The sequence below is a fragment of the Polynucleobacter sp. IMCC 29146 genome (assembly GCF_021395195.1).
Lineage (GTDB): Bacteria > Pseudomonadota > Gammaproteobacteria > Burkholderiales > Burkholderiaceae > Polynucleobacter.
This window is the reverse complement of sequence record NZ_JAJVCR010000007.1, coordinates 49,132-69,753: the sequence shown is the minus strand read 5'-3', so window position 1 is coordinate 69,753 and position 20,622 is coordinate 49,132. Positions and strand designations below refer to the sequence as shown.

Sequence of the window (20,622 nt, the reverse complement as noted above, 5' to 3'; positions counted from 1 at the left end):
CTGATCAATCTATGACTAAATTGACTGCGCCAGTATTACGCGTTGAGAAAATTGTTAACGCTGGACGGGGACGGCAAATTGCACGGGCCGTTTTACAACGCGCATGCGAATTGCCCTTAGCATTTGAAATGCGCACTAAAAGTCGCTTCGCCGCAACCTTAAGTGATGGACGGCTAGTGAACTTTTTTTTACCGCGCGGTACGGTTTTAGCGGATGGCGATATTTTAGTTGCTGAAGATGGTTCGATGATTCGGGTGAGTGCGGCGTCACAGGCGGTAATGACGATCAAATCAACTGATACCCACCTGCTTACTCGCGCTGCTTATCATCTTGGCAATCGGCATATTCCTGTTCAGGTGGGTAAGGGGTTTTTACGCCTTGAGCCCGACACCGTATTGGAAGCGATGTTGACCCAGTTAGGTCTAGAGGCCATCCATGAATTGGCGCCCTTTGAACCTGAAACGGGTGCTTATGGTGGCGGCCATCGGCATAGCCACGCAGAAACTTTTGATGCCGATTACGCGCTCGCACAAAAAGTCTATCAAGTGCACGATCATGACCACAGTAAATGTGCCCATGACCACGATCACGATCATGATCACTGATTTAGAAGAAATTGCTGCCTTGATGCAGTTGGCCTCACCCGCTTTGCCAATTGGGGGTTATAGCTACTCACAGGCCTTAGAGGCGGCCATCGATAGCGCCTTGGTATCTGATGCCGTGAGTGCACAACAGTGGATTGGCGATCTTTTTTTAGGTGTGTTTACCCGGTCAGAAGCCCCCTTGTGGCTAATGAGTCATAACGCGTGGTCTAAACACGATTTCGCACTGTGCGCAGAGCTCAATGACTATTTTCTAGCAAGTCGCGAAACCTCTGAGTTACGCGCTGAAACTGAACAAATGGGGTGGTCGCTTTTACAACTGGCACAGTCCTTGGGATGGGGTGACGAAACCATTATGCAATTAACTTTACTAAAACCACTTTCTTTAATGACTGCCCATAGCTATGCTTGTTATCACTTGGGCATTCAGCCGCATAATGGCTTGGCAGCGTATTCCTTTACTTGGTTAGAAAATCAAGTCGCCGCAACAGTAAAGACAATCCCTTTAGGGCAAGTTGCTGGACAAAAAATCTTAAGCGCACTGCGTACGCATTTACCCCTTATGGTGACAGAGGCCCAAGCCCAGGCACAATTGGGGCTAGCGGGTTTAAGTAATTTTTCACCGCAATTTGCCATTTTGTCGGCACGTCACGAAACCCAATATTCTCGTCTCTTTAGGTCTTAATTTATGAAGCAACGTACTAAGAAAAATCCCCCGCTACGGGTTGGTATTGGCGGCCCAGTCGGATCTGGCAAAACAACTTTATTGGAAATGCTTTGTAAAGCCATGCGCGATCGCTATGACTTGGTGGTCATTACTAATGATATCTATACTAAAGAAGATCAGCGTCTCTTAACTGTTGCTCACGCTCTACCGGCGGAGCGCATTATGGGAGTTGAAACTGGCGGCTGTCCGCACACAGCCATTCGTGAAGATGCGTCGATTAATTTGGAGGCGGTCGAGCGGATGCTACAGCAGTTTCCTGAAGCCGACATCGTTTTTATTGAATCTGGCGGCGATAATCTAGCGGCTACATTTAGTCCAGAGTTATCGGATTTAACTATTTATGTAATTGATGTGGCAGGGGGCGAAAAAATTCCTCGTAAGGGTGGCCCAGGTATCACACGCTCTGATTTATTAGTAATTAATAAAATTGATTTAGCGCCTTATGTCGGCGCTTCCTTAGAAATTATGGAAGCTGATGCCAAAAAAATGCGCGGTGACCGACCATTTATTATGGGTAGCATTAAATCAGGTACTGGCTTAGAGAAAATTATTGCTTTTATTGAACAGCAAGGTTTATTAATATAAAAAAATTTAGTCGTATTAGCGACTTGCTGAGTAGCGGAGGGCGCACTGCCACCCTAGCTCGGCAAGGGGTTCAGATCGTTGGGCATTGGCAATCGCGTCTTCCCCGCTAGCATTACCATCAACTACGCGCTGGGCAATGCCATGCAAGATGGCAGCGATACGAAAGAAGTTATAGGCCAAATAAAAATCCCAATGTTCAGCAGAATTTCTGCCAGTATTAGCTGCGTATTGAGCGACATATTGCGCTTCAGTCGGAATTCCTAGGGTGGTCAAATCTAGGCCACCAATACCGCGCCATAAGGTAGGTGGAATATGCCAAGCCATGCATTGGTAGGCAAAATCGGCAAGCGGATGACCTAAGGTTGAAAGTTCCCAGTCAATCACCCCAATGACTTCAGGCTTGGTTGGATGAAAGATTAAATTATCCATCCGAAAATCACCATGTACTAGGGTGGTTTCATCGCCAGGCGGAATATGCGCTGGCAGCCATTCCATTAAACGTTGCAGCGCAGAACTAATGGGTAAATTAGATTCATTACATTGACGTGACCAACGGGTAATTTGCCGGGAAAAATAATTACCAGGCTTACCAAAACTTTCTAAATTTGCTGCTTGGTAATCGACCGCATGAATACTGGCGATCACCCGGTTCATTTCTGAATAGATAGCAGCGCGTTCAGTAGTGGTCATACCCGGCAAAGCTTGCTCAGTTAAAACCCGACCATCAAGAAATGACATTAAGAAAAAAGGCGTGCCAACAATCGACTCATCTTCACAGTAACTTAACATCTGCGGCACAGGAACACCCTGCTTGGCAAGTGCTGCCATCACGCGGTACTCACGGTCGATCGCATGTGCTGATGGTAATAAGTGACCAGCGGGTTTTTTGCGTAACACCATTTTTTGCTTGCCTGCCTCGATATAGAAGGTAGGATTAGATTGGCCGCCACTCATTGGCTTAATGATTAAGGCTTCACTGATATCTTTGGGTAAGTCGTTATTTGTGGATATGCCATGATTGCGCAGATAGGCAGAAAAGGCAGGCAGATTAAACGACGTACTCATCAGCACACTCATTTAGCGGAGCTTTACAGGGTATTGACTAAATGAGCGCCATCGACCGCGATTGAGGTCCCCGACATTGCTTGGCTAGCATCAGACGCTAACAATAAAATCGGACCATCAAGATCACTCACTTCGCCAAAACGGCGACTTGGTATACGTGCACGGAGTTTTTCGCCGGCTTCACTTTGTAAAAAAGCCCGATTTAGGTCAGTCGCAATATAACCCGGTAGTAAAGCATTCACTCTAATCGAGTAGCGCGCCAATTCAAGTGCCATGGTTTTTGTCAGTTGCAGTACGCCCGCTTTAGAGATCGCATAGGGCGCAACACCACCCGCAACGCGCTCACCGAGAATAGAGCTGATATTGACGATATTGCCTGGTTTGTTGGCAGCTACTAGTCGCCTTGCGGCTTCGGTAGCTACTAGCCAAGCGCCTTTAAGGTTGGTATCGATGACTTGATCCCAATCACTCTCGCTTTGCTGTAACAGGGGTTTAGTGATGGTAACACCAGCATTATTGATGATCACATCCGGCAAATGCCAAGCAGCAAGCTGATCAAAGCACTGACTCACTTGTTGCGCATTACTCACATCGAGTTGAAATGCCTTGGCTTTTACATCCGCAGACTTTGGTGAAGCTGAATTGATTTCTTGAACTAAGTCTTCTAAGACATCGATACGTCGTGCCGCTAAAGCCACGCTTGCCCCAGCTTGCGCCATAAGCAGGGCGAAGTGCCGTCCTAGACCACTAGATGCACCAGTCACTAATACAGTTTTACCGTCTAAGCGGAAAAGATCTTGCGCCATTTATTGATTGTCCTGGGCAGCTTTGACCAATTTTCGCGCCATGCTCCAACGATGGACTTCACTCGGGCCATCGTAAATCCGAAAGGCGCGCATATCAGTAAAAATCCGCATAATCGGCGTCTCGCCTGTGACCCCTTGACCACCTAAAATTTGTACACAACGATCGACGACACGCCATTCAGCTTCTGAGCAAACGACTTTTGCACGACTCGATTCATAGTTGCATTTTTCACCTTGATCTAAAAGCCAAGCTGTATGCAAAGTGTGTAGTCGGGCAGTCTGTAAATCCATATCGTTATCAGCCAACATAAACCCTACCCCCTCATGTTGAGATAGTGGCATGCCAAAGGCAGTACGTTTACTAGCGTATTGCAAGGCTATGTCTTGCGCGCGGCGGGCTTGGCCCAACCACCGCATGCAGTGGGTTAAACGGGCTGGCGCTAAACGAATTTGGGCGTAACGAAAACCTTCACCCAATTTTCCTAAGATATCTTTAGCTGGTACGCGTAAGTTCTTAAAATCAATAACACCATGACCCCCTGTAAAACATTGGTCCAGCGCGTCCATATTACGCACTAATTCAATACCGGTTTGTTTCATATCGGCCAGAAACATCGTCGCAGCAGGACCGCTTGACTTGGCATCTGCACTGTTTGGTGCAGTATTTTCAAGGCGTGCCATGATGATGGCGTAATCAGCCCCATCTGCACCGGTAATAAACCACTTCCGGCCATTGATTAAATAATCCTCGCCATCGGGAGTGGCAGTAGTCATGAGCATGGCAGGGTCTGAACCAGCCCCTGGGGGCGGTTCGGTCATCGCAAAGCAAGAGCGAGTAAGGCCTTGAACTTGTGGGCGCAGCCAGCGCTCTTTTTGCTCTGCATTGGCAACCGCTTCCATTAAATGAATATTGCCCTCATCGGGTGCGGCAATATTAAGTGCAGTAGGACCCAAACAAGAATAACCAGCCTCTTCAAAGATGACGGCTTTAGCAACATGACTTAAGCCTAAGCCACCAAATTCAATTGAGGCATGGGGTGTAAGTAGGCCAGCTTTCTTAGCCCGCGCGATTAATTCCTTCCGTAAGGTTTCACTTGGACCATGTGCATGGTGATCAAGTTCACTTTCCAAGGGGATGACTTGTTCGGCGATAAAGCGTTTGGTGCGTTCACGCAGTTCTGTCGTTTGGGGGTCGAGAGAAAAATCCATATTATTTTGATTTATTTAATGATTTTAAGGATAGATTTAAATTCAGGTCGATTACTGGTTTGCAACCATTCGAAAATGAGCATTTCGCTTGTCACCAGATTGGCACCCGCTTTTTCCATGCGTTCAATTGCAGTCTCCTTATCGAGCGTCTGGCGCGAGCCAAGGGCATCGACCACGATCGTTACTTGATACTGACTTGCAATTAAACCAAATACGGTTTGCAGTACACAAACATGAGTTTCGCAACCCACTAAAATTATTTGTTGACGCGCGGGTTTAAATTTATCTAGTTCAATTAATAAACCATCATGACAGGCATCAAAATAGGTTTTGCTGATGGTGGTTTGGCAGAGCGCTTTAATCTCCGGTAAGTTATCACCGAGACTCGCAGGATTTTGCTCTGTGCCAATAATAGGCACTTGTAGTATTTGGGCGGCTTGACCAAGCCGTAAACATTGTTGTAAGACCGACTCACCTCCAGCGATAGCCGGCATGAGACGTTTTTGTAGGTCAATCATGACGAGTACAGAGTTATTGGCAGTGATCAACATAAAGATCTTTCAGGTTCTAGAGCCAATTGTAGACTTTGTTTACACTACTTGTATTACTCATTAAAGGTAGCGCTATGTTGATGTCTGCAAATGAATACCGCGATTCTCTGCGGTCTTATAAACCCACGGTATATTTGAATGGCCGCTTGGTTACCTCGGTAGCGGATGAGCCCGGTTTTGCCCCAGGGATTAATGCCATTGGTGTGACCTATGACTATGCCTTGCGTGAGGAATTTAAGCCATTAATGTTGGCAACTGAGCAGAGCAGCGGCAAAACAGTCAATCGACTTTTGCATATTAATCAGAGTGCTGGTGATTTACTGAATAAATTAGAAGCAGTGCGTTTGCTTTGTCAAGAAACGGGATGCGCACAACGCTATTTAAGCCATGATGCCTTAAATGCAATTTATCAAGTGTCAGCGCAAATTGATGATGCCAAAGGCACCACTGAAAATAGCGCAAAGTTCTTAGCCTATTTGCATGAGGTACAAGAGCGCGATTTAACTTTGGGAATTGCCATGACTGATGCTAAAGGCGATCGCAGTAAACGCCCGCATCAACAAGCTAATCTCGATAGTTATGTGCATATTGTTGAGCGCAACGCTAAAGGAATTGTCATTTCGGGAACTAAAGCGATTGTGACTGGCGCGCCTTATGTGCACGAGTTATTGGTGATGCCGGGCCGCAATATGCTGGCTGCTGATGCGGCCTTTGCAGTTTGCTGTGCTGTACCAATCGACGCTCCAGGCATCACGATGGTTGCGCGGCCTGCAGGCAGGCCTGGCGAGAAGGCAGCACTCTTTTCGAATCGCTATGGTCAATCTACTGCGGTCGTTATGTTTGACAAGGTATTTGTGCCTTGGGAAAAAGTTTTTTATGCTGATGAATGGGAGTATTCGGGAGCACTGACGCACTCTTATGCTACGCATCATCGCCATAGTTGTATTGGCGCACGCGCTGGTTTTGGTGACCTTTTAATTGGTGCTGGCGCCTTAATGTGCGAAGCCAATGGTTTTAATCCCGAAGACGAAGGTCATTTACGCGACCAAATGGTTGATCTAATCAAAATAACCGAAGGATTTTATGCTTGTGGTGTAGCTGCCTCGGTATACGCGACGCGTGATCCGTTTTCAAAAAGCTTTATGCCCGATGCGGTTTACTCCAATATTGGCAAGCTTTTATTAGCCACCCAAATTTACGATATGCAACGCATTGCACATGATGTCTCTGGTGGTTTAATTGTTGCATTACCTGGGCCTGATGAAGATCATAATCCGGCGACTGCGGCAAACTTGGCCGATGTCTTGCGCGCAAACCCGGCTATTCCTTATGACAAACGCATTGAAACCGCACGCTTTATTGAAGACTTAACTGCGTCGTATCAAGGTGGTTGGTATTCGGTAATTAGTTTGCATGGTGGCGGGTCACCAGAAGCAATGAAACGGGAAATTTATCGTAACTATCCGCTTGGCGATAAAGTAGCCTTGGTAGAACGTCTACTGAACCGCGGTGTGCTTGCTCATGAGCGCAACCCATCTGAACTTCAAGCAGAGCGACCGATTACCCAAAACACCCAAGCAGGCAAATGTTGTGATCAAGGCTGTACCGTGCCAGGCACCGCCATCATGGTCGACTTACCTCAAACCATTAAAAAATCAGGGGAGTAGGGGGTTTTCGGCATGAATTGCTGCCTGATAGGCGGCATCAGCAAACATGGTTGGGCGTTCAAGAAAATCTAAGATCCAGGGAATGGCATCTGAACCCCAAAAGACCCGCTCATTGACTTTAACGCTGGGCACTCCAAAAATACCAGCTTGATTTGCGCTTTCAGTATTGGCAATCAAAGCTTGCTTGATCTCTGCAGTGCTTGGTTTTGCAGTGGTCGCAGGTAAACCGAGCGCCAGGCAAAATTCACTCCATTGGGTTTCAGGATCGCCGCCATGACCCCAAACGAAATCAAAGGCTTTATCAATCATCGCGAAGTCAGCACCTTCTTGTAGTAATAAGCGTTGTGCAGCAGCAGAAGCAAATGGATGACGCCGCGGAAACTGAAAGGGAATCCCTAGTTGTTGGGCTTTCCATACGCAGAAGGTATAGGTATGGATTCTTTTTTCAGGAATTTCAGCTGGCCCTCGATTATTTTGCATGCGCAGTAAACCAGGGAAAAAAATGGGGACCGGTTTTAGATCGACAAGCGCTTCAAGTGGTTTACGTAACTTGAGAAAAAAATAGACATAAGGCGAAATAATGTCGTAGTAAAAATTAGCTGGGGGTTTCATAATGATTGCTTAGGGGTAGGAAGTTCACTTGCCGCTGGCTTTAAATCATAAGGTTCCACTAAAGGCCAAATGTGTTTTGGCACCATTGAGGCAATTCGTGCAGGATGTTCACGCCGTAAGTGTAAGACGGTTTCGATAGCCTTCATTTCCACCCGCGCACGTGCAAACTCCAGCCCACGTGGCCCAATGCGGGGCATGAGCCAACCGACAAGCGGCCTTAACCAATCTGGCATTTTGCGCAGTGGCAAACCACCCGCCGCCAATTTCACATTTTTCATAAAGCCGTTTACAGCAGAGAAACGTTTACCTGCACTACCTGGTACTGTAAGAGTCACCTCATCGCCCAATAACTTGAGTAGTTCTTCCCCAGTTTGATTGCGTACCAATAACCACTGCTGACCTTCACCCCCCATATAGCCGACGGTAATGTCAGACAAGACGTTTGTGTAATCAACACAGGTGCGACAGGTTAAAGGAAAGAAATCATTCGGCAAAGTGGATAGGGGTAATTGTAAAAAAGGAATTTCACGTTTGGTACCATCTTTAAAACGAATTTCAACATGGTAGTCAGCCCGAAATTCCAGATAAATGACATTTTCAGCTTGGTCGGTAACGAGCGCTAAAAAATCATGAAAGTTTTCTGTAGTGGTGTTATCAGAGCAGGGTGTGCCGATAACATACAACTTATCAAAGCCCAATTCTTTTTCTAAAGCGCGTAGCGCGTAAACCTGACACGGAATCCCAATTACGGCTAATTTTTTATAACCTTTAGCGGCTGCTGGTTCTAACAAAGAAAGTAATGGGGCATAACCCATGCGCATACCTCGACATTGCGCTAAATCGGCAGCCTTATCGACCAAAATGGGTTTTGGCCGCCAGTTATCTTCTGGGTCGGCTGTCATGGTGAGTACGGCATCCACCGCTTTGGTTTCCAGTAAGCGCTCAGCAATGCGGGTGGTGATCCCGGTCCATTGCGCGCCAGCGCTAGGCTGCTTTAAGCTGGCTCGCAACATGCGCAAAAAAGGGCCAAAGTGCAATTCATCTGGGCGCAGTGGGTCGCGGGCACGACCGTGAATTTGTGTCTCTAATTCAGGGTACTTTGGCTGAATAAATTGGCACGCTCGACCACACCGTTTAGGGTCGGAACTCCGCGAAATACCACAGTCGGTACATAAATTCCGATAGGGGTTATCAACCGAGGCTTGTAGGTTCAAAGTCATGGCACCTTTATACCCGACTTATGCCTTTATTTTCATGCACCAATGTAGGGCATAGCAGCACGATATACTGATTTGGTAGTCCCTCATTGTTTTGCTCTAAAAGGAAAAAAATGTCACATCACGAAAAAATAATCGCTAGTTTTGAGGCGTACCAAGCTGAGAATGAAAAGTTCAAAGAAAAAGGCATTAAAGCATCAGCAACCCGTGCCCGTAAGGCATTGCAAGAGATTTCGACTGCTTGTAAAGAACGCCGTAAAGAGATTACTGCTGAAAAAGAAGCGATGGATGGAAAGTCTGGCTCTGGAATGTCGCAAGACGCGGCTCGCCACGCCCACATTCGCAAATAAGCTTGTTTTTCCCTGATGCGCATTGGAGCGGTTTTACTAGCTGCTGGACAAGGTAGTCGCATTGGGGGGTTACCCAAGGCCCTGCTTAAACTGCAGGGCCTGTCATTTCTTGAGCATCATTTAACTGCTCTATATGCGGTTGGTGTAAGTGAAGTAGTGGTGGTGACTGGTTATTACTATCAGTCAGTTGAAACCATTGCGCAACAATTTCCTGTCCAGGTAGTGCGTAATTCCACGCCCGAACTCGGGCAAGCAAGCTCGGTTCGTTTAGGAATTGAAGCCCTCGGTAGCGAGTTCGATGTCATCATCATGCTGTTGTGTGATCAGCCGTTTATTGGGCGCGCTGAACTCACTTTACTGCTAGAAGAATTTAGTCAACTTGCTAATCTCAAGGGCGGCTTATCCAGTGCGCCCGAAATTATTTTGATTCCAGAGGTTGCTGGACAACGGGGCAATCCGGTACTTTTTTCTGGTGCAGTGATGCGCGCTATTTTGGCTTCGACGGAGCAATTGAGTTGCCGTCAATACGCTGATTTACATCCTGAGCTGATTACTTTTTTGAAAACCGATCATGCTCACTTTGTAATCGATATCGATACCCCCGAAGATTTAAATATATTGACGCAAAAGACTCCGTGAACCGGTGGGGTTTGTCCAGCACTGCTCGAGCCCATCTTCAGCAAGACTTTGTAATCAAGCGCAAAATAGAGCTAATTGGGGTTTATTAGAGGTGGGGTTTTAGATGATTGATACGATGCTATTAAGTCGCATTCAGTTTGGTGCGAACATTACTTTTCATATTTTGTTTCCCACGATTACCATCGCGCTGGGTTGGTTTCTTTTATATCTCAAAATAAAAGGCAATCGCACTGGTGAGCAATATTGGGCTCAGGCCTATCAATTTTGGGTCAAGATTTTTGCCTTAACTTTTGCCTTGGGTGTAGTCAGCGGTATTACGATGAGTTTCCAGTTTGGTACAAATTGGCCAGGTTATATGGAAACGGTCGGTAATATTGCTGGACCATTGTTGGCCTATGAGGTGTTAACCGCTTTCTTTTTAGAGGCAACTTTTCTCGGCATCATGTTGTTTGGTGCTAAGCGTGTTTCTCGAGGAGTGCACACCTTAGCGACATTTCTAGTCGCTTTTGGTACGACCCTCTCTGCCTTTTGGATCATCGTATTAAATTCATGGATGCAAACGCCCCAAGGTTTTAAAATGATCGATGGCAAAGCCCATATTAGTAATTGGCTCGAGGTTATTTTTAATCCATCGATGCCTTACCGTTTTACGCATATGCTCATTGCCTCATTTTTAACCGTGGCATTTTTATTAGCAGGCATTTCTGCTTATCGGGCGCTCAGAGGCAGTACATCGATTGCGAATGCTGCGGTCCTCAGAATGGCCATCATCACTGCCGCTATCTTAATTCCATTGCAGATGTATGTGGGTGATTCACATGGTTTAAATACCTTGGAATATCAGCCCGCTAAAGTTGCTGCGATGGAAGGTATTTGGAATACGGAAAAAGGTGCGCCAGCAGTGATCTTTGCGATTCCCAATAGCAAAGAACAAAAAAATGATTTTGAAATCAGCATTCCTAAATTAGCTTCACTCTATCTCACCCATTCGTTTGATGGTGAGGTGCAAGGTTTAAAAGCGTTTCCTGAAAAAATTCCACCCGTAGCTCCGGTCTTTTTTGCTTTTCGGATTATGGTTGGCGTAGGGGTCTTAATGATGTTGGTATCTTGGGCTGCTGTTTGGCTTTCAAGAGGTCAGCGCTCATTGCCGAAGTGGATGCTTCGGGCTTTATTGGGAATGACGTTCTCAGGGTGGATTGCGGTAGTAGCAGGGTGGTATGTTACGGAAATTGGGCGGCAACCGTATTTGGTTTCAGGCGTATTAACCACTGCACAGGCGGTTACTAAACTGCCTACTGGGATGGTTCTCAGTAGTTTATTGATGTATCTAGCCTTGTATATTGGTTTAATTATTAGCTACATTGCGGTCGTTTTTCATTTGGCTCGTCAAGCCGATTTGCCAGCTAATGAAAAGCGTCAGGCAAATACGGATGGGGGCGTGACATGGGCTTATTAGTGTGGCCCGATCTTGCCCAAGCAGCCGGTTGGCTGCCCATTTTCTTCCTGGGTGCAATGGGTGTAGCCATGGTTGCTTATGTCGTGTTAGATGGCTATGACTTAGGGGTGGGCATCTTATTAAATAGCGCGAACGATAAAGAAAAAGATGCCATGATTTCATCCATCGGGCCTTTTTGGGACGCGAATGAAACTTGGTTAGTGCTGGGCGTGGGGGTTTTATTAGTGGCTTTTCCAATTGCCCATGGCATTATTTTGACTAATCTGTATCTTCCGGTAGCCGCCATGTTGGCGGGCTTAATTTTGCGCGGCGTTTCATTTGACTTCAGAGTAAAAGCAGAAGCGCAACATAAACCCATTTGGAATTATTTATTTCACTTAGGCAGCATCATTGCGGCGATGGCGCAAGGCGTGATGATTGGCCGCTACATTGTAGGCTTTGATTCAGGGCTCTTAGGCTGGTTGTTTGCTGCTTTGGTAGCGATGTGTTTACCAATGGGTTATATGCTTTTGGGTTCGACCTGGTTGATTATGAAAACCACGGATGAACTGCAGGCTAAAGCGGTAGGCTGGGCGCGTAAAAGTTTGTGGCTGACGGCTGCAGGCGTTGGGTTAATTTCCTTAGCTACGCCTTATTTCAGCGCGAGCATTATGCAGAAGTGGTTTGTGTTCCCAAATATTGTATGGTTGTCACCTTTACCGCTCTTAACCTTGGTCTGCTTCTTTTTAATCTATCGGTCTTTAAATCATTTAGATTCAGGCAAGTTGCATTTGCAATGGCACCCATTTGTTCTTACCATTGTGATATTTTTACTCGCCTTCCTTGGGATTGCTTATAGTTTATTTCCCTATTTGATTATCGATCAAATGACGATTTGGCAAGCGGCTGCAGCCACCGAATCCTTGTGGTTTATTTTCTGGGGCGCGGTCATTGTGCTGCCCACCATCATCCTTTACACAATTTATTCTTATTGGATCTTCTGGGGCAAGGCACAACCTTTGTCTTACTATTAAGTAAGTAATCAATTTAATGCTGGCTTACGTGCCTTGTTTAGTGCGTCTTCAACTAATTTAGCAATTTGCAATAAATTATCATCGCCTTGAAATTGCCCTACTAATTGAAGGCCTAAGGGTAAATCGTTTCTAGAGCGGGCTACGGGCATAGTTATCGCAGGCAAGCCTAGAAAACTCCAGAGTGAGCAAAAAATGGGGTCACCAGTTGCTTGAATTCCAAAGGGTGCTTCACCTGTAGCAGGTGCTGTGAGAAAAACATCCACCGTTTTAAAATACTGCTTTATGTCTTCTTTTAAATGGGCTTGTAGTTGCATTGCTGCACTATATTGTGCGGAAGTATAAGCAGACCCGTTTTTAACCAGAGCATGAATATGTTCGCTAATTTCAGCTGAGTGATTTTCTTGGTGATGTTGATGTACAACTGCTGCCTCAGTTTCAATCATGCAGAAGATCGACTCAAATACAGCAGCATAACTAGTGGGCAGCACAATCTCTTCAACCTCTATTCCTGCCTTAGCCAGTTGTATTACTGCTAACTCTAGCGTACGCGCTTGCTCGTCACTCATTTTTGCATCGTAGGGCGTTTTCAGAATGCCGATACGGGAAGCGCCCTTAGCTGTCGACTGGTGGGGCCGCGTCATAATTAAATTAAATGCAAAGATCATATCGGCAACCGAGCGGGTAAATAAACCTACATGATCTAAAGAGTGCGAAAAAGGAAAGACTCCGCCGTTAGGAATGACGCCATAACTTGCCTTAAAACCAACCACGCCACAATACGCAGCTGGGCGAATGATTGAGCCTAAGGTTTGACTTCCAAGGCTTAAGGGGACGATGCCTTTGGCAACAACCGCAGCTGACCCGCTCGATGAACCGCCAGGAGTATGCAAGGGATTCCAGGGGTTTACGGTTGGTCCTGGATTGCGCCAAGCAAATTCAGTAGTCACTGTTTTGCCAAAAATTAAGCCGCCTAACTGCTTAATCAGGCCAATAATTTCAGCATCACTGGTGGGTTGGTGGTTTGTATAGATTGGTGAGCCATTGGTGGTGGGTAAATCGACGGTATTAATAATGTCTTTCACCGCTACGGGAATTCCCCATAGTGGGCCGCTATTCATTTCACCTGCATTCTGTAAGAGCGTTTCCAGCGAGGCACGATTAACAAAAGCATGTAATTCTGGCTCAAGGGTGTTGGCATAATCAAAGCAGGCACGAAGATATTTTTTTGGATCGAGTTCACCCGCTTGTATTTGTTGGCAGGCTTCAATCAGACTAAGATCATTTAGCGTCATTGCTTGGTATCTCGTAGAATTTGGAATAAGGAGGACTTCTTACAGATGTTTTCAAGTTGGCTGATAATAGTGTTTTATATTATGTATTAAAAATGTTGAGCTTTAAGCATATGCCAGATCATTCCCCATTATTGACAAAACTATTCGGCAATACCCCAGTGCTAGCGCATGATTCTACTCAAGTTTCAGAGGCAGAGGCAGCTCAACTTGAGGTGCGCAAAATGGAGCCTAGCGACGCCTTGAGTCTAGCCCAATGTATTTACCGTTGTTATGGTCCCAGTTACCCAAACCCCATGATGTATCAGCCGCAGTTAATTGCCACCGCTTTGAGCGAGGGCTCAATGTTTTCGATTGTCGCGCTTACGCCGCAGGGTGAGGTGGTGGGGCACTGTGCATTGAGCTTTGAAGATATAGCAGACCCCATACCAGAAGCTGCTAAGCTAGTAGTTGACCCGCGCTATCGGGGTCATCATATTTCAGATCGTTTGGCTAAGGTTCGACGGGGATATGCCGAGGAAATGGGAATTACCGGTTACTGGGCCGCCTGCGTCAGTAATCATCCCTTTAGCCAAGATGAGGTTATTTCTACTGGTGGCGGGGAAATGGGCCTCTTGATTAATGGCCAACCGGGCGACGTACAAATGGCTGGATTAAATAACTTAACAGGAGTACGCCATTCACTCATCCCTTTTTATATTCCCATCAAATCTGATCGACCAGCAGAACTACCGACAAGTCAACAGAGTGATCAAAAATATCATGTTTATTTGCCGCTACATCACCATTCTTTTTTTACTACACTACTTACGCCGCTCGATCTGCACCGAACGCTGATTGGCACATCAGTGGCAGTAAAAGCAAAACAAGTATCACAGATCTCCTCAGTCATTGCTCATCAAGGTGCTCCAGCACACTTACGCATTACGGTTCTAGGTGATGATCTAGTACAACAGGTAGCAAGTGTTCTTGAAAATCTAAAACCATTTTCACCGCCAGTAATTTATTTAGATATTCCATTGCATAATCCCTTGGCTGCCCAAGAAATTGAAGCCTTAGAGCAATTAGGCTTTTTCTGGGCTACTTGGCTACCTAATTTTGAACCGGGGGGAGATATTTTACGCTTGCAATGCCTGTTAGATCAGCGAGTTGATGCCCAGGATATTGTCTGTGCGCGGAAAACAGGAGAGATAGTGCGTGATCATGTGTTAGCTGAGTGGCAACGAGTACAAAAAAATCTACACAAAATACCTGCAGACTTATAAGAGATTTGTTTAAGCTACGGAAATGACTAAATGAATGATGATTTAGCTTGGTTGGCGCAATTTCAGGCGCAGCTAGAGGAAAATCCCACATTGAGTCCAGCGCAAATTGCCGCAGACCTCGATTTGATTTTCACTAACCCAGCATTCGAACAGTTATCTTTTGCCGCATTGGTTAAACTCTTGATTGAATCGCCGGTCTGGCAAGGTTTTGATTATGAAAATAATCCCTATAAGGCACTTTGCCTGCAATTAAGTATGGAGATCGAGGCTTATAACCTCGGCTTACAAGCCGAACCAGCCTATCATTCTCGCAGCCATTTTAAGGATGTATGTTTAGGCATTACCTTGCTACTTGGACAACAAAATGTAGCCAATAACAATGAGCAAAGCATTCAGAGAAAGCCAGGTTTGGCAGGCATGATCGACGCTAGTAATCCTTGGTTTTTAGTAGCGGAGGAGCCTTGGATTTTGCTATTTAGTGCGATTGGTCATGACTTTGGTCACCCTGGCATGATGAATACGCAACCGTTTGAGATTGAAAAAAAGTCCATTGAAAAAATTGATTTCTGGTTACGAGCCCTGAATTTACCTAGCAATTTTATTGATGAATTCATGCCCAAGGTTGAAACCATTATTTTAGCAACCGACCCAATGTATTTAAATACCCTACTCAACATCATTCAGAGCACCAGCCCACCGCCGACTAAATTAAATTATCTGAGTATGTTGATGGTGGAAGCAGATTTATTGGCTAGCTCCTTACCGACACATGGGCTTGTACTAACCGAGGCGCTTGCTGCCGAATGGCAGCCCCATTACCCCGACAAAGCACAGATACTGATGGCCCCCGATGGTCGTCTCAAATTTTTACAGCACATTGATTTCTTGGGACCGCATGCTCAGCGCTTAGCCCTCAATGCCAGCCGCATAGAACTCATCGAGCAGTTACAAAAAAGTAAGCTTATTTCTTCTTAAGAAAGAAATGCAGAATTTTTGCAGTAATACTTTTTGATGCAGCGGCAATCGTATTGTCTTTACCGTCTTGAGTTGCAAAGGTTTCATTTTGCGCTTGACGTTGAGCCAAGACATCAGAAAATTGTTTCACTAATTCAGGGTTAGAGTCTAATAAAGGTGCAATATTTTCTTTAGATACTTCGAGCAGAATCACATTTGTTTTGGCAAATACATCAGCCGAGCGAACCGCACCAGTGAGCATGGACATCTCTCCCACAAAATCACCTGGCCAGAGGGTTGCCACGACTTTAAGTTCACCGGTTTTATCAGCGATTTTCACTTCCAGACAGCCTTCTGAAATAATATACATCCAATCTTCTTCAGCGCCCTTTTTAATAATTGGCTGACCTGCGTAGCAATACTTGGTTTTAATTACGTTAGAGAGGGCAGTAATTTCTTCATTATTGAGCAGTCTTAAGATACCTAATTCGTAAGAGTCTAAAAGGCGATTCTGGGTATCAGTAAAATTTTCAAGAGGGTGTTGGGCCTCCAGGCGATTGAGATTGACTCCAGCTGCCTTAAAGAAACGAATAAAGCTGAGCAAAATGATACTTTGCGCTTGATATGGAACTACCTCAGGCAAACACTCATATAGCACTAAATAGGAAATTGCCCCTTCTTGAATGCTAGCAAGTGAGCAGAAATGCCAAGACTTAAATTCAGGATGTGTTTCGATAACGTGGGTCATTGCTAAATTCATAATCGCTAAAATGCGCTCGGGATTATTGCGTGCCGTGAGTTGATACTCAAAGCGGCGCCGTGACCAAACTCCTTCGTCTTGTTTGGATAAGTTAATGAAGGACATGCCTACAAACTTTTGGTTATACATGCGCGTAGTGAGACCAAAAATATTTTTAAGGACTACCATGCGGTGATCAATTTCTTTCACCTGTAAATATTCTTTTGAACCATCATGGCTTACTTCAAGCCAATCATTGATTGAAACTAGGCGGTCTGCTTGGATCGTAATGCTGCTGACAACTTCAGCGATCAGATCTCTAAAGATATAAGCAATACCTACGCTGAGGGCCCCTAGAGTAGCTAATATGTGGCTGAAGGAATGGTCATAGAGCAAAACATAGGCAACCAAGCCTACTACCGAATAAACAAGAATGCTGCTCAGCTGAATAATAATTGCTGGCACATGCACTTTTTGCGAGAGGGTGTTGTAGCGGATAACACTAAAACGCATGATTTGATCGAGCGTAAAGGCAAGCAAGACAAATTGGAAAATAGCCAGACCATCAACTAGCAGATTCATCGAGCCTTTTTCAAGGTCGGTAGCATTCCAACCCCAAGGACTATCGGCTAATTTATCTAGCCAAATCATCAGGCCAAAATTAAGGGCGATGACGATCCAAAGAATGGTCTTAGGAAGTAGAAAGACGCGAGAATTAGGTACGCTCATAATATTTTTTGAAGAGTATAGGGTTTAGTGCTTATATTCTACTTACTAAAAAGGAAGTGAGGATTGGGCCAAGCCCTTTGCACTCAATTAGCTCGCGCTCCTCTAAAATAAAGTGACCGGTCAAAGCTTCCGCAGTAGCTGGGGTTATTTGAACTCGACCGATAGCTGAGGTGGATTCCATCCGACTTGCGGTATTTACGGTATTACCCCAGAGATCATAAGAGAACTTGGTAAAGCCGATTACGCCTGCGACCACTGGACCCGAGTTGAGGCCAATCCGCATTTGTAGATCACTACCGTTTGCTTGATTAAACTCCGTTAAATCCTGATACATGCCGAGCGCCATATCAGCCACAATAATCGCGTGATCGGAGCGGGGAATGGGCAAGCCACCTACTGCCATATAAGCATCACCAATCGTTTTAATTTTCTCTAAACCCAATTCATCTGCCCGTTTATCAAAGCGCGTAAATAAGTCATTCAATAATTTCACGAGATCAGCAGGTGATTTAGTGGAAGACATCTTGGTAAAGCCAACTAAGTCACTAAATAAAATAGTCACTTCTGGGTAAGAGCCAGATATATTTTTCTCGCCCTTTTTAAGGCGCTCAGCAATCGGCTTAGGCAAAATATTGAGCATGAGTTTTTCAGTTTTCATTTGCTCAATATTGAGTAATTCTTTTTCGTGCTGCAAAAGGGCAATGTGTTCCCGGTCTAAATCACGTAAACGTTTTTTTTCTAAGGAAGAAAAAACCCGCGCGCGTAATAAAACGGGATCGAATGGCTTTGGTAAATAATCTTCTGCACCAATCTGAATGCACTCCACCGTTTTTTCAAACTGCTCAGCACCAGACACCACAATGACGGGTAGATAACTGAGGGCTGGATCAGACTTAACGATATTTAACACCCCTAAGCCATCTAATTCAGGCATTTCCATATCGAGCAGCATGAGATCAAACGACTCAGCCCGCACTTTTTCTAGCGCTTCGTTACCATCACCAGCTTCGGTAATATTGGTAATGCCAACATTATTCAGTTCCCGTATTAACAGGCGTCTTAGGGTACGACTGTCGTCAACCACCAATACTTTCATGAGCTTAGTTTGCTCCAGCACCTCGGGCGAAATATTCTTAAACATCAGATCGGCACTCATTAGCGTTGCATCTCCTTATGAAGGTCTTTGCAGTAATATGAAACACGATCTTCCTGCTGCACTTTGAAGGATTGATCATAGAGAATCGATTCAGAGGAGCCAAGTAAGAGGCATCCACCATCATCTGCAAGCTGTGCGCGTAATTTTCGAAATATCTTTGCTTTAGTTGCAGCATTAAAGTAAATCAGCACATTACGAATTAAGATTAAATCAAATTTGGGCATGACCGGCCAATCTTTGACGAGATTCAGACTCTCAAAACGAATCATTTGCTTGAGCTCACTGCTGATCTCATACTGACCACTTGGCAGAAGCTTAAAGTGCCGCTTAATTTGTTCTTCGCTTAAGCCCCGTTTGACTTCGGTTTCCGAATAGATACCAGTGCGCGCTTGCGTTAAGGCTGGCTCTGAAATATCGGTAGCAATAAGTTGAATTTTCCAAAAATAGAGTTCAGGGAAATTTTCACGTAAAAGAATAGCCAAACTATAAGGCTCTTGGCCGGTAGAGGCCGCAGCACACCAAATTTCTAGGGTTTTTGTCTCGCGGCGTTTGGCAATCAGCGCAGGAATAATCGTGGTCCGTAATGTTTCAAAGGGATATTTATCTCGAAAAAACATAGTTTCATTTGTGGTCATTGCATGAAACGATTGATGATGCAAAATACCGAGAGGATTGACTAAGAGATGCTGAATTAAGGCATGATGATCTTTGAAGTTATGAGATCTGGCGATTACTGCTAAACGGGAGGCCACTAAATATTCTTTACTATGATCAAGAGCAATACCCAAATGCTCTTCTAGCATTTGGAAAAATAAATGAATATTATTTTGATGGATAGTGAGCGCTTGAGTCATTATTTTTTTTGCGTTCGAAAGATAATTTCGTTCGGAATATCACCTAATGGCAAAATCTTTTCAGCCAAATTGGCGTTGGCAATTGCGCCAGGCATACCCCAGATGACGCTCGTTTTTTCATCCTGCACTAACACGCTGCCATTGGCATTAACAATATCGACAGCACCTTTCAGTCCGTCGTAACCCATGCCCGTTAATACTAGGGCTAGTAGATGACTGCCATAGATTTTTGCTGCACTCCTAAACAGCACATCGACCGCGGGTCGGCAGGAATTTTCAGGTGGATCTTCATTGAGCATCATTACTACTTTGGCCCCTGACTTACGCAGCTCTAGGTGCCTACCGCCGGGAGCAATATACGCCTTACCCGGAAATGCTTCTTGCCCGTGCTGAGCCTCTTCAACTGGAATAACGCCAACACTAGTTAATCTTGAAGCTAGCAGCTCAGTAAATTTGGGTGGCATGTGTTGCACGATAAATATTGGTACGCTGAGAGGTGACTTCCAGGCTTCAAATAACTCCATCAATGCGGCTGGCCCACCAGTAGACACGCCAATGCAAAGAGCTTCAATGCGGCTTGAGGGAAGTCCGCTCGGTTTAGCAAAGATTTGTTGCTTCACTTCAGCAATGATTTCTTTTGGCGAAATGATTTTGCTAGGCTTCACTGGTGTGGGCTTACATAACTCACGAATCTTGGGTATGAGCTCATCTTCTAGTACCCGTAGCGCTTCCGCCATATTGGTTTTATCGCTTGGCTTACCAACATAATCACTTGCGCCATTGGTTAATGCGGTAATAGTGGCTTCCCCGCCACGTTGCGTTAGCGAGCTAAACATAATAATCGGCAAATCGCGATCCAGTTTACGAATTTCTTTGAGCGCCGTTAAACCATCCATTTTTGGCATCTCAACATCGAGGGTTATTAAATCGGGCTTAATGCGCCCAATCATTTCAATGGCCTCAAGACCATCCTCAGCAGTACCAACTACCTCAATATCGGCATGGCGTAATAGGGTCGTCATGATGATACGCCTCATCACAGCTGAGTCATCAACGATTAGCACGCGAATTTTATCTTTAGGGGAAATAATATGTTTCATAAGGGGATAATAAAACGGGAAAAGGACTGAGGTCTTG

At 45.3% G+C, this 20,622-nt stretch carries 21 protein-coding genes; 10 read left to right on the top strand and 11 right to left on the bottom strand.

What is annotated here, in order from left to right:
• The first annotated feature begins 11 nt into the window (after window positions 1-11).
• From ureE to ureG, 3 genes are read left to right on the top strand one after another with little or no spacing between them, the layout of a single operon-like run.
• Window positions 12-605 carry an urease accessory protein UreE gene (ureE, locus tag LZT22_RS09485; RefSeq protein ID WP_370635213.1) on the top strand — a complete coding sequence of 198 codons (594 nt, stop codon included), beginning with the start codon at window positions 12-14 and terminating at the stop codon, window positions 603-605.
• Window positions 598-1,287 (top strand): urease accessory UreF family protein, encoded by a 690-nt coding sequence (locus tag LZT22_RS09480; RefSeq protein ID WP_233924997.1) that lies wholly within the window; start codon window positions 598-600, stop codon window positions 1,285-1,287. Before ureE ends, LZT22_RS09480 begins: the two co-directional genes overlap by 8 nt.
• Before the next feature lie 3 nt (window positions 1,288-1,290).
• Window positions 1,291-1,914: an urease accessory protein UreG gene (gene ureG, locus LZT22_RS09475; protein WP_233924926.1), complete on the top strand. Its 624-nt coding sequence runs from the start codon at window positions 1,291-1,293 to the stop codon at window positions 1,912-1,914.
• Between the two features lie 15 nt (window positions 1,915-1,929).
• Here the strand turns inward: ureG and LZT22_RS09470 are convergent, their stop codons facing one another.
• Genes LZT22_RS09470 through LZT22_RS09455 form a run of 4 tightly spaced genes read right to left on the bottom strand, consistent with a single transcriptional unit; the run spans window position 1,930 to window position 5,545 of the window.
• Window positions 1,930-2,979 (bottom strand): phosphotransferase family protein, encoded by a 1,050-nt coding sequence (locus LZT22_RS09470; RefSeq protein WP_233924925.1) that lies wholly within the window; start codon window positions 2,977-2,979, stop codon window positions 1,930-1,932.
• A gap of 23 nt (window positions 2,980-3,002) precedes the next feature.
• Entirely contained in the window at window positions 3,003-3,785 is a 783-nt protein-coding gene (locus LZT22_RS09465) for an SDR family NAD(P)-dependent oxidoreductase (RefSeq protein WP_233924924.1), read from the bottom strand.
• Window positions 3,786-4,994, bottom strand: coding sequence for an acyl-CoA dehydrogenase family protein (locus tag LZT22_RS09460; protein WP_233924923.1), 1,209 nt, complete (start codon window positions 4,992-4,994; stop codon window positions 3,786-3,788).
• Window positions 4,995-5,005: 11 nt separating this feature from the next.
• Window positions 5,006-5,545 carry an isochorismatase family protein gene (locus LZT22_RS09455; RefSeq protein ID WP_233924922.1) on the bottom strand — a complete coding sequence of 180 codons (540 nt, stop codon included), beginning with the start codon at window positions 5,543-5,545 and terminating at the stop codon, window positions 5,006-5,008.
• A gap of 74 nt (window positions 5,546-5,619) precedes the next feature.
• Between LZT22_RS09455 and LZT22_RS09450 the strand changes: the two genes are divergently transcribed.
• Window positions 5,620-7,212 carry a 4-hydroxyphenylacetate 3-hydroxylase family protein gene (locus LZT22_RS09450; protein ID WP_233924921.1) on the top strand — a complete coding sequence of 531 codons (1,593 nt, stop codon included), beginning with the start codon at window positions 5,620-5,622 and terminating at the stop codon, window positions 7,210-7,212.
• Here LZT22_RS09450 and LZT22_RS09445 read toward each other — a convergent pair.
• Both LZT22_RS09445 and LZT22_RS09440 read right to left on the bottom strand, forming a co-directional pair.
• On the bottom strand, window positions 7,201-7,824 hold the full coding sequence (locus tag LZT22_RS09445) for a 2-hydroxychromene-2-carboxylate isomerase (RefSeq protein ID WP_233924919.1): 624 nt from the start codon (window positions 7,822-7,824) through the stop codon (window positions 7,201-7,203). The two genes, LZT22_RS09450 and LZT22_RS09445, sit on opposite strands and share 12 nt — an antisense overlap.
• Window positions 7,821-9,044, bottom strand: coding sequence for a Coenzyme F420 hydrogenase/dehydrogenase, beta subunit C-terminal domain (locus tag LZT22_RS09440; protein WP_233924917.1), 1,224 nt, complete (start codon window positions 9,042-9,044; stop codon window positions 7,821-7,823). The genes LZT22_RS09445 and LZT22_RS09440 overlap by 4 nt, the downstream gene beginning before the upstream one ends.
• Window positions 9,045-9,154: 110 nt before the next feature.
• Between LZT22_RS09440 and LZT22_RS09435 the strand changes: the two genes are divergently transcribed.
• The 4 genes from LZT22_RS09435 (at window position 9,155) to LZT22_RS09420 (ending at window position 12,499) form a co-directional block, all read left to right on the top strand.
• Window positions 9,155-9,391, top strand: a complete 237-nt coding sequence (locus LZT22_RS09435) for a hypothetical protein (RefSeq protein ID WP_233924915.1) — start codon at window positions 9,155-9,157, stop codon at window positions 9,389-9,391.
• A 15-nt stretch (window positions 9,392-9,406) separates the two neighbouring features.
• Window positions 9,407-10,030: an NTP transferase domain-containing protein gene (locus tag LZT22_RS09430; RefSeq protein ID WP_233924913.1), complete on the top strand. Its 624-nt coding sequence runs from the start codon at window positions 9,407-9,409 to the stop codon at window positions 10,028-10,030.
• Window positions 10,031-10,133: 103 nt separating this feature from the next.
• Window positions 10,134-11,486 (top strand): cytochrome ubiquinol oxidase subunit I, encoded by a 1,353-nt coding sequence (locus tag LZT22_RS09425; protein WP_233924911.1) that lies wholly within the window; start codon window positions 10,134-10,136, stop codon window positions 11,484-11,486.
• Window positions 11,474-12,499, top strand: a complete 1,026-nt coding sequence (locus LZT22_RS09420; RefSeq protein WP_233924909.1) for a cytochrome d ubiquinol oxidase subunit II — start codon at window positions 11,474-11,476, stop codon at window positions 12,497-12,499. The genes LZT22_RS09425 and LZT22_RS09420 overlap by 13 nt, the downstream gene beginning before the upstream one ends.
• 8 nt (window positions 12,500-12,507) lie before the next feature.
• Here LZT22_RS09420 and LZT22_RS09415 read toward each other — a convergent pair whose 3' ends face one another.
• Window positions 12,508-13,791, bottom strand: a complete 1,284-nt coding sequence (locus tag LZT22_RS09415) for an amidase (RefSeq protein ID WP_233924907.1) — start codon at window positions 13,789-13,791, stop codon at window positions 12,508-12,510.
• A 110-nt stretch (window positions 13,792-13,901) separates the two neighbouring features.
• Between LZT22_RS09415 and LZT22_RS09410 the strand changes: the two genes are divergently transcribed.
• Window positions 13,902-15,053 carry a GNAT family N-acetyltransferase gene (locus tag LZT22_RS09410; protein WP_233924905.1) on the top strand — a complete coding sequence of 384 codons (1,152 nt, stop codon included), beginning with the start codon at window positions 13,902-13,904 and terminating at the stop codon, window positions 15,051-15,053.
• Window positions 15,054-15,083: 30 nt separating this feature from the next.
• Complete coding sequence (locus tag LZT22_RS09405) at window positions 15,084-16,028, top strand: hypothetical protein (protein WP_233924903.1); 945 nt, start codon at window positions 15,084-15,086, stop codon at window positions 16,026-16,028.
• Here LZT22_RS09405 and LZT22_RS09400 read toward each other — a convergent pair.
• From LZT22_RS09400 to LZT22_RS09385, 4 genes are read right to left on the bottom strand one after another with little or no spacing between them, the layout of a single operon-like run.
• Window positions 16,015-17,475: a mechanosensitive ion channel family protein gene (locus LZT22_RS09400; RefSeq protein ID WP_233924901.1), complete on the bottom strand. Its 1,461-nt coding sequence runs from the start codon at window positions 17,473-17,475 to the stop codon at window positions 16,015-16,017. The two genes, LZT22_RS09405 and LZT22_RS09400, sit on opposite strands and share 14 nt — an antisense overlap.
• Before the next feature lie 31 nt (window positions 17,476-17,506).
• Window positions 17,507-18,631, bottom strand: coding sequence for an adenylate/guanylate cyclase domain-containing protein (locus tag LZT22_RS09395; RefSeq protein ID WP_233924899.1), 1,125 nt, complete (start codon window positions 18,629-18,631; stop codon window positions 17,507-17,509).
• On the bottom strand, window positions 18,631-19,485 hold the full coding sequence (locus tag LZT22_RS09390; RefSeq protein WP_233924898.1) for a protein-glutamate O-methyltransferase CheR: 855 nt from the start codon (window positions 19,483-19,485) through the stop codon (window positions 18,631-18,633). Before LZT22_RS09390 ends, LZT22_RS09395 begins: the two co-directional genes overlap by 1 nt.
• Window positions 19,485-20,585 (bottom strand): chemotaxis response regulator protein-glutamate methylesterase, encoded by a 1,101-nt coding sequence (locus tag LZT22_RS09385; RefSeq protein ID WP_233924896.1) that lies wholly within the window; start codon window positions 20,583-20,585, stop codon window positions 19,485-19,487. The genes LZT22_RS09390 and LZT22_RS09385 overlap by 1 nt, the downstream gene beginning before the upstream one ends.
• Window positions 20,586-20,622: the final 37 nt, after the last annotated feature.

Coding starts and splice junctions, on each gene's coding strand:
- LZT22_RS09395 (WP_233924899.1), bottom strand. CDS start 18,631: ATGAGTGCCGATCTGATGTTTAAGAATATTTCGCCCGAGGTGCTGGAG.
- LZT22_RS09410 (WP_233924905.1), top strand. CDS start 13,902: ATGCCAGATCATTCCCCATTATTGACAAAACTATTCGGCAATACCCCA.
- LZT22_RS09455 (WP_233924922.1), bottom strand. CDS start 5,545: ATGTTGATCACTGCCAATAACTCTGTACTCGTCATGATTGACCTACAA.
- LZT22_RS09425 (WP_233924911.1), top strand. CDS start 10,134: ATGATTGATACGATGCTATTAAGTCGCATTCAGTTTGGTGCGAACATT.
- LZT22_RS09400 (WP_233924901.1), bottom strand. CDS start 17,475: ATGAGCGTACCTAATTCTCGCGTCTTTCTACTTCCTAAGACCATTCTT.
- LZT22_RS09465 (WP_233924924.1), bottom strand. CDS start 3,785: ATGGCGCAAGATCTTTTCCGCTTAGACGGTAAAACTGTATTAGTGACT.
- LZT22_RS09390 (WP_233924898.1), bottom strand. CDS start 19,485: ATGACTCAAGCGCTCACTATCCATCAAAATAATATTCATTTATTTTTC.
- LZT22_RS09440 (WP_233924917.1), bottom strand. CDS start 9,044: ATGACTTTGAACCTACAAGCCTCGGTTGATAACCCCTATCGGAATTTA.
- ureG (WP_233924926.1), top strand. CDS start 1,291: ATGAAGCAACGTACTAAGAAAAATCCCCCGCTACGGGTTGGTATTGGC.
- LZT22_RS09460 (WP_233924923.1), bottom strand. CDS start 4,994: ATGGATTTTTCTCTCGACCCCCAAACGACAGAACTGCGTGAACGCACC.
- LZT22_RS09435 (WP_233924915.1), top strand. CDS start 9,155: ATGTCACATCACGAAAAAATAATCGCTAGTTTTGAGGCGTACCAAGCT.
- LZT22_RS09445 (WP_233924919.1), bottom strand. CDS start 7,824: ATGAAACCCCCAGCTAATTTTTACTACGACATTATTTCGCCTTATGTC.
- ureE (WP_370635213.1), top strand. CDS start 12: ATGACTAAATTGACTGCGCCAGTATTACGCGTTGAGAAAATTGTTAAC.
- LZT22_RS09430 (WP_233924913.1), top strand. CDS start 9,407: ATGCGCATTGGAGCGGTTTTACTAGCTGCTGGACAAGGTAGTCGCATT.
- LZT22_RS09415 (WP_233924907.1), bottom strand. CDS start 13,791: ATGACGCTAAATGATCTTAGTCTGATTGAAGCCTGCCAACAAATACAA.
- LZT22_RS09450 (WP_233924921.1), top strand. CDS start 5,620: ATGTTGATGTCTGCAAATGAATACCGCGATTCTCTGCGGTCTTATAAA.
- LZT22_RS09470 (WP_233924925.1), bottom strand. CDS start 2,979: ATGAGTACGTCGTTTAATCTGCCTGCCTTTTCTGCCTATCTGCGCAAT.
- LZT22_RS09420 (WP_233924909.1), top strand. CDS start 11,474: ATGGGCTTATTAGTGTGGCCCGATCTTGCCCAAGCAGCCGGTTGGCTG.
- LZT22_RS09405 (WP_233924903.1), top strand. CDS start 15,084: ATGAATGATGATTTAGCTTGGTTGGCGCAATTTCAGGCGCAGCTAGAG.
- LZT22_RS09385 (WP_233924896.1), bottom strand. CDS start 20,585: ATGAAACATATTATTTCCCCTAAAGATAAAATTCGCGTGCTAATCGTT.